The sequence below is a fragment of the Xenorhabdus yunnanensis genome, assembly GCF_028598805.1.
In the GTDB taxonomy this organism is placed as follows: domain Bacteria; phylum Pseudomonadota; class Gammaproteobacteria; order Enterobacterales; family Enterobacteriaceae; genus Xenorhabdus; species Xenorhabdus yunnanensis.
This window is the reverse complement of the sequence record NZ_JAQRFI010000084.1, coordinates 1-6,942: the sequence shown is the minus strand read 5'-3', so window position 1 is coordinate 6,942 and position 6,942 is coordinate 1. Positions and strand designations below refer to the sequence as shown.

Annotated in this window: 13 protein-coding genes; 10 read left to right on the top strand and 3 right to left on the bottom strand. The window is 40.9% G+C overall.

The window, feature by feature from the left end; all coding sequences use genetic code 11:
- Positions 1 to 112 precede the first annotated feature (112 nt).
- From PSI23_RS19685 to PSI23_RS19675, 3 genes are all read right to left on the bottom strand, one after another.
- Complete coding sequence (locus tag PSI23_RS19685; RefSeq protein WP_273556668.1) at positions 113 to 280, bottom strand: hypothetical protein; 168 nt, start codon at positions 278 to 280, stop codon at positions 113 to 115.
- A gap of 53 nt (positions 281 to 333) precedes the next feature.
- Positions 334 to 702, bottom strand: coding sequence for a hypothetical protein (locus PSI23_RS19680; RefSeq protein ID WP_273556667.1), 369 nt, complete (start codon positions 700 to 702; stop codon positions 334 to 336).
- A gap of 255 nt (positions 703 to 957) precedes the next feature.
- Complete coding sequence (locus PSI23_RS19675; protein ID WP_273556666.1) at positions 958 to 1,140, bottom strand: YdaS family helix-turn-helix protein; 183 nt, start codon at positions 1,138 to 1,140, stop codon at positions 958 to 960.
- Between the two features lie 109 nt (positions 1,141 to 1,249).
- Here PSI23_RS19675 and PSI23_RS19670 point away from each other — a divergent pair, with 109 nt between their 5' ends.
- The 10 genes from PSI23_RS19670 to PSI23_RS19625 all read left to right on the top strand — a co-directional run bounded on the left by PSI23_RS19670 (position 1,250) and on the right by PSI23_RS19625 (position 6,800).
- On the top strand, positions 1,250 to 1,957 hold the full coding sequence (locus PSI23_RS19670) for an XRE family transcriptional regulator (protein ID WP_273556665.1): 708 nt from the start codon (positions 1,250 to 1,252) through the stop codon (positions 1,955 to 1,957).
- Between the two features lie 502 nt (positions 1,958 to 2,459).
- Positions 2,460 to 2,831 carry a transcriptional antitermination N peptide gene (locus tag PSI23_RS19665; protein ID WP_273556664.1) on the top strand — a complete coding sequence of 124 codons (372 nt, stop codon included), beginning with the start codon at positions 2,460 to 2,462 and terminating at the stop codon, positions 2,829 to 2,831.
- An 89-nt stretch (positions 2,832 to 2,920) separates the two neighbouring features.
- Positions 2,921 to 3,634, top strand: a complete 714-nt coding sequence (locus tag PSI23_RS19660; protein ID WP_273556663.1) for a hypothetical protein — start codon at positions 2,921 to 2,923, stop codon at positions 3,632 to 3,634.
- Positions 3,635 to 3,643: 9 nt separating this feature from the next.
- Positions 3,644 to 4,756: a helix-turn-helix domain-containing protein gene (locus PSI23_RS19655; RefSeq protein WP_273556662.1), complete on the top strand. Its 1,113-nt coding sequence runs from the start codon at positions 3,644 to 3,646 to the stop codon at positions 4,754 to 4,756.
- An 86-nt stretch (positions 4,757 to 4,842) separates the two neighbouring features.
- The gene (locus tag PSI23_RS19650; RefSeq protein WP_273556661.1) at positions 4,843 to 5,022 is read left to right on the top strand and encodes a hypothetical protein; all 180 of its coding nucleotides are present in this window, start codon (positions 4,843 to 4,845) and stop codon (positions 5,020 to 5,022) included.
- A 58-nt stretch (positions 5,023 to 5,080) separates the two neighbouring features.
- Complete coding sequence (locus tag PSI23_RS19645; RefSeq protein ID WP_273556660.1) at positions 5,081 to 5,383, top strand: DUF551 domain-containing protein; 303 nt, start codon at positions 5,081 to 5,083, stop codon at positions 5,381 to 5,383.
- A gap of 2 nt (positions 5,384 to 5,385) precedes the next feature.
- Positions 5,386 to 5,799, top strand: a complete 414-nt coding sequence (locus PSI23_RS19640; protein ID WP_273556659.1) for a hypothetical protein — start codon at positions 5,386 to 5,388, stop codon at positions 5,797 to 5,799.
- Positions 5,799 to 6,128: a hypothetical protein gene (locus PSI23_RS19635; protein WP_273556658.1), complete on the top strand. Its 330-nt coding sequence runs from the start codon at positions 5,799 to 5,801 to the stop codon at positions 6,126 to 6,128. Before PSI23_RS19640 ends, PSI23_RS19635 begins: the two co-directional genes overlap by 1 nt.
- On the top strand, positions 6,121 to 6,534 hold the full coding sequence (locus PSI23_RS19630; RefSeq protein ID WP_273556657.1) for a hypothetical protein: 414 nt from the start codon (positions 6,121 to 6,123) through the stop codon (positions 6,532 to 6,534). The genes PSI23_RS19635 and PSI23_RS19630 overlap by 8 nt, the downstream gene beginning before the upstream one ends.
- 2 nt (positions 6,535 to 6,536) lie before the next feature.
- Entirely contained in the window at positions 6,537 to 6,800 is a 264-nt protein-coding gene (locus PSI23_RS19625; protein ID WP_273556656.1) for a hypothetical protein, read from the top strand.
- Positions 6,801 to 6,942: the final 142 nt, after the last annotated feature.

Sequence of the window (6,942 nt, the reverse complement as noted above, 5' to 3'; positions counted from 1 at the left end):
AGCCCATCCACTGGACAGAAGACTTCTGAACAGTGCAAAGTGCCCCTGTTTTTGGTTTTCCATCCATGCACTCCTTGAAGACGCTCGCGATCCAAAATCCACATATGCAACGTTACTCATGGCGTGTCCCTCCGGTCAGTTCCTCGCGGTGCGCCAGCCGTAATTTGGCATCCTCCAGAGCATCACGCAGTTTTTTAGCGCCATCCTCGGTGACGGAGCGAGCTAACCTATCGCGCATGTTATTTTTATGCACAGCAGTGTGATTAAATTTGGTTTTCATGTATAATTACCTCTGTGAAATGTTGTTTTGAGGGGCTTGCATACCTCGTGTCGTTAAATCGACAGCTCAAGTTGCATTTCAGAAGCCTCGTTGGTAGCCGCCTTCGAGGTTTTTCTTTTTATCTTTCCCTTACGTTCCAGCGCTTGAATCAGCCTTTCAGCGTGTTCGCCTTCAATGACTACAACGGGTTTGTTATCAGATTCAGATAACTCAGCCGCCCCCTCTGGCAATCCCAGCTTCACAACCAATCTGCTAGCCAGTTTTACTATGCGAGCTTTTTCCCGGCTCAATCCCGTTGGGTGAATCCCCATTTCTTTAGCTAATGGGCTGTTTCCCGTTTCCGCAGCTGATTTGAACCAAAATGTTTCCAGCGCTTGAGCTTTACACGTAATGCGAGTATTGCGAGTTTTTGCAACTTCCATTTGGTAGTATTCCTAATGTTTAGCTTTGGTTAATATATAAACGATAGATATCGTCTATCCTGAGATAGATGATGGTTATAATTTGAGCATTAAAATATCGATATGCAGATTTGCGTACCGAAAAGATCGGTGTGCAAATTGATAAGAACTGCCCCGATTATTTCGGGTTAGTTATGATTTAGCCTACCAACAATGGAGTTGATTGATAGGGACTCTCCACAAGGGCGGAGCATTCATTGTAAAAAGCAGAGTGAATTACTTGTTTTTAACTAGTTCTGTTAAAGAGATGCCTAGTTGCTCATGGATTTGTGCATATCTCGCAGGAGGAATATAACCTTTTTTAATCCACTGCCTGATGGCTTGATCTCTAACATTCAACATTCTGGCTAACGCAGGAACGCCTCCAGCTTTTTGGATCGTTACTTCCAGTATGTTCATATGAATTTTCCTTTTTCACTAATGGTTGTAAATAAAAATACAAGAGATGCTTTAAAAAGTAAAGTCATACTTGTTAGAAAGATAGAAGCTCTGCTTGTATATTTGAGACATGAAAACTATGCATGCACGAATTAAGCAAGCTAGGCTTGCAAACAAACTTACCCAGGCTGAATTAGCTGATAAGCTCAGCGTAACTCCGCAATCAGTCCAGCAATGGGAATCCAGTACCGAGCCCAAAAAAGCTAGGTTGACTGCATTGGCACACGTGCTTAGTGTTGATGTAAATTGGCTGTTATTCGGTGTTAATGCAGAGTCTCAAAAAAGGGAGGAGCAGATTCCACCAGAGAGTGAATGGATACCTGTAGCTTCATGGGATAGCAATACACCACTAGATAGTGGCGAGGTTGAAGTGCCGTTCCTGAAAGATATTGAATTTGCCTGTGGAAGTGGCAGATGCATCAATGATGATTATCATGGTTATAAGCTGCGCTTTTCAAAAGCAACACTGAGGCGCATTGGTATTAGTACCGATGGTTCATCTGTACTCTGCTTTCCTGCTAAGGGCAACAGCATGGAGCCGATGATTCCAGATGGCACTACGGTAGCAGTCGATATAAACAATAAACGTATCATTGATGGTGCAGTTTACGCCATTGAACAAGATGGACTTAAGAGGTTGAAAGTTCTTTACCGCCGTCCAGCGGGAAAAATTCTTATCAGAAGTTACAATCGCGATGAATATGAAGATGAAATAGCCGATGAAGAAAAAATGAATATTATCGGTAAAGTATTTTGGTACTCTGTGCTTTTAGCTTAATAAGTTGTAATAACAGCTTGAATTCAATCGGCCACCTTCTCTGGTGGCTTATTTTTTTCTCTCAAAAAATCGACAAAATCATATCTAGATAAAATCTAGAAAAATAAATTCACTTTTAAAACAAGTAAATAAAAAGAAAACAAGGATATCTGTCGCCATTTAAAACAAGTAATGCTTGTTTTTATAAAGTAATGCTTGTATATTCTAACCATCGAACAGGCAGGACGCCCACGAAGTAGCCGCCAGTGGCATATGAATAACTGGATGATTCGATAAGAAGCGCCAAAAGAATCAAGTTAAACCGTAGTACCTACAATGAATGCTCCGCCCTTGTGGAGAGTCCCTACCCAAAGTGATTTTTGGGGCGTGGTTAGCAGAGTCTAAGGATAGACACAGAGAGTCGCAGGAAATTTTGCGCGTATCTTTTAGCGACGCGGTTAATTTTCGAACGGCTTTCCAGTTCATTAACTGCGCCCCAAAACTTACTAATGGGGATAACCAAATGGAAAGTATCACTATTCTACCTAAAGGCGGTCGGTTGAGTTCCAAAATGTGCCGCTATCTGGAACGTGGCGATCTAGTGACTCATCACCGTTTAGAAGAGCACATTCGCCAGTCTGAATTAAAAGCATTGGAAAATATCATCGATCAGGCATTCGGGGTAGAAACTGAGCCACGTAGGGTATTAACACTCAAGCGCAAACAAAACGACAGCGCTAATGTAATAGCCAATCTGATTGTTCAAGTTAAAGAGAGTGACGAACAGCAAGATCCAACACCCAGTTTTGATAATTGCTGCATGAGTGAAGTCGCTCTCTACTCAACCAAATCCCGCCGCAGACTGGGGGCGGGGAATGTTACTGCGAGGGTGTGAGAGGATATGACAAGTGATTGCATAGTGATTTTCTTGTTTTTTGACCTCAAATGAGGTATAAAAAATAGAAAATAAGATAAGGATAACCTATGCACCCTACACAGAATTTAGCAACACCGATCACTCACACCGACGTTGACATAGTTAATGCTCGTTTAGCAGTCTTGGGACTGGCTCAGGAAGACTTGAATGAGATCCTTCGACAAGCAATGAGTTTTAGATTGTCTGTAACCAAAAATAATGCAGTAACAGCGGGTGGCACTTACTTTTATCAAGGTGCAATACGCGCCTCTCGAGATATTCTTTCCAAGAAGGGCTTTAAACGACGCTCCTTGAAAAACGTTGAATTAACCGTTAACGACAGGATAGCTATTTATATTTGTAGCGGGAATGACAAGACTGGGTTGGTAAACGCCTATCCTGAATCCCGCACGAAGAAAGGAAAATTTACCCGTGAAATTCTGGGGCTTTCTTATGCAAGTAACCCCACAGCGTACTCCTTTGAATTTCAAAATAAACAAATGGATTTGGATTTTTCATCTCACGATAATGATGAGGCCTTGTCTACTCAGTTAGGTTTAGATGTGTGGTGTCTTCTTCATTACGTTTATCAAATCGATGAATACCAATGGGGAATGAGGGCTGAATTTTCCCAACCTACCACTTATAACCAAAAAAACGTAGTTAATGGGTTTTCTACACGACTAATCCTGAATACAGCACCGACAGATCCTGTCATTAAACAGGATAATGAACCTCAGTTCACATCTGAAATTGAGATTGATATTTTAAAAACAGGCTAGATATAAATCATGTTTAATGCAGAGCGCTTACGTCTTGCTAGGGAACGCAGAGGGCTGACTCAAAAAGCCCTTGCTGAGCAAGCGGGATTAACAAGCAGGACGATATCCACTTATGAGAAATCCGGCATATCTGAACCCATAGCCAGTGATAGCATGGAAAAAATAGCTGCCGTTCTTGGGTATCCCTTAGCGTTTTTTAGCTCTGAAGAGATCCCTACATTAAAAGATGACGCTGTAAGTTTTCGAGCCATGACAAAGCTTAGCGCTCAAAAACGCAATGCTGCTATAAGCGCAGGTAAATTAGTTCAGGAGTTATCATCATGGATGGAGTATGGCTTCAAACTTCCTCGTCCTAATATTCCTGACTGTAGCTTTGACAATTACTGCTCACCGGAAGATGCAGCCCGAATAGTAAGAGAGCACTGGGGGATCGGTGAACTTTCTATTTCAAATATTATTCACTTACTTGAAGTGAATGGCATTAAAGTTTTTTCCTTGGCAGAAAATTGCCTTGAAGTTGATGCGTTTTCTTTTTGGATGGATGAAAAACCCTTTGTTTTACTCAACACAATGAAAACCCCGGAGCGCAGCCGTTTTGATGCTGCCCATGAGTTAGGCCATTTAGTACTTCATAAACATGCAAGTAATAACGGGCGGGAAGCTGAAATAGAAGCAGACCGATTTGCCTCTGCATTTTTAATGCCCGAGAGTAGCGTTTTAGCAACAGTACCAAGAATGCCATCGTTAGATCATCTGATTCAACTAAAAAAACACTGGAAGGTTTCCCTTGCGGCGCTCGTGCGACGCACACTGGATGTTGGCCTTTCCACAGAATGGCATTATCGCCAATTATATATAGAACTCAGCAGACGAGGATTTAGAACGACCGAGCCGGAAGGAATGGAAACGCGTGAAAAATCTATGATCCTTGATAAAATATTTACCTCATTCCGCAATAGTGGAGTAAAGCGTCTGGACATCCTTAATCAACTACATCTGCCACTCGATGAGATGCGGGCATTTACCTTTGACCATCACTTCTTTATGACTACTATTGACGGCAATGGTGAAGTTTCTACTACGGAAAAACAGCAGAATTCCAGCTTATATCTTGTTAAATAAACTCAGTAATAAATAATTATTGTCGTAAATGAAACTAACTCCAGCTCATTTCCGAGTGAGCTGTGGTGAGTTGATAGGAGGAATGCATGGAATTACATTTACGAATGTGGATTGAGACTGCAAATGAAGACATTACGGCATTTGAATTTATTGATCACGGGGATACCTCATCATTAACATGTGACGATGAAGAATCATTATTATTCTCTCTCGACAAGACTCAGGAAATTATCAATCTGATTAGAAAACAAATAGAGAAAAAATAATAAACACCAGCCTCGCCCATGCGGGGCTTTTTATTACCTGAATTAATAGGAGAGTGTAATGAGTGATGAATCTGATAAAGAAATGGAAGGATTTATTCTAAATCATTATGAGGAGACCATAAAAAATATACAGTGGATTAAATGTTCTGACAGGTTGCCTGATTTAGATACACCAGTTTTTGGTGGCTGGTTTTATGACGGCCATTTTTTTTGGGATTGCTATGTCAGAGTGTATGACGATGACGCAGAAGGTTTAGTTTGGGCGCGTGTTGCATATATAGGCTCTGATACATGGTTGTATGACGATGACTATGAAATAACTCACTGGATGTCATTTCCCGAACCACCGACAGGAGAATGATGATGCTGAGTGATAAAAAACAGCAACTCGTTTCTGAATCATCTAGGCAACTCAATGCACTAGGCATTAATCACACCATTGATACCTGTGGAACGATAACGGTACAAACTAAGCAAGGTAAGGTTATTTACTATCCAACAAAAAACAAAATCCAATATAAAGGATTGGTGACTGCCGGAGGGCAGGATAACGTTAAAAATTTGGTCGAGTCACTAGGATTATCCAACGAAATAATGCCACAAAATAAACCGGATGATATGACATTGAGGGATTATTTTGCGGCTCAAGCTATGCTTGCAATGATAACAACTAGTGCCGCACCTGCTTTAGATGGTCTTGATGGTTATGAAATACATACTGCCCGCGCAGCTTACAAAATAGCGGAAGCAATGATGAAAGAACGGGAGAGAAAATAATGCTTATATTACCTAATATGCCATGCTTTCCAGATATGTCTGATATTACAAATATAACAGAGAACGAATTAAATGGATTAAAAAAAGACCTAATTAGAGATAATTATCCAAAACTTGAAATTGGTTACATGGTTATCTTGTTGAATGGTGATGTTGGGGTAGTTGAAGATATTTTCAATGACGGTACTTATGATTGCAGAATGGAAAGAACAGGAAAATTGCACATGTTACCTCCTACGGGTATGTATATAACCCCAACCAGATACAAGGGATATTCTTTGGACTGGGATAAAACTATCGAAGCTAATAAGGAGAATAACAATGCCTAAACACATTCACGCGGATTTAATATCTGAGTACGCTAGATTGTCTCATATTACTGATAAGCCGTGGGAGTATTTTCAGTGGCTTAATAGACATGATGATAAATGGTGGAGCTGCGATGGTTCAGGGATGTTTTATCAAGATACTAAATATCGCCTAAAACCCCGCACTATCAAAATCGGGGATATGGATATTTCTGAACCAGTGAGGGAGCCGCTGGAGGAAGGAACCGTATATTTCCTACCACGGGTATATAGTATTTTCGGAAATTATGATTATTCGCTTGAAGAGCGCTGGACTGACTGCGACACTGATATTCATTCACTAGAACGCGGCCTAATCCACCTCGACCGTGAATCCGCCGAACTCCACGCAAAAGCGCTTATTTCTCTGACTCAGAAAAAGGAGTAATTATGGGCGACATGGGGGAAGTGTTTAATGCGTTAAGACAGGAAGTGAAAAAACGCAAGGAGGAACGACACTCCAAAAACAGAGATAAATATCCGTCAATTGATATTCCATATTCTATAGATAATAACGGAACCGTGCATTTTAATACCCCACAAGGGAAAGTGCTTTTTTATCCCTCTGCAAATAAGTACCAACATAAAAAAATCGTCAAACGTGGCTCTTTAGAATCAGCGATTAATTTCGCAAAGAGTCTCGGCGCTAAATAATCCAACCCAGAAAATAACAAATCGTTTTCATTAGCGATGAACTTTTGAAATTTGGGTAACAGGTAACACAAGGGTAACAGATGAACCAGTCCGAATTTGCCAAATTGCATGGGGTCAGCCGCAAGACCGTCACCACGTGGAA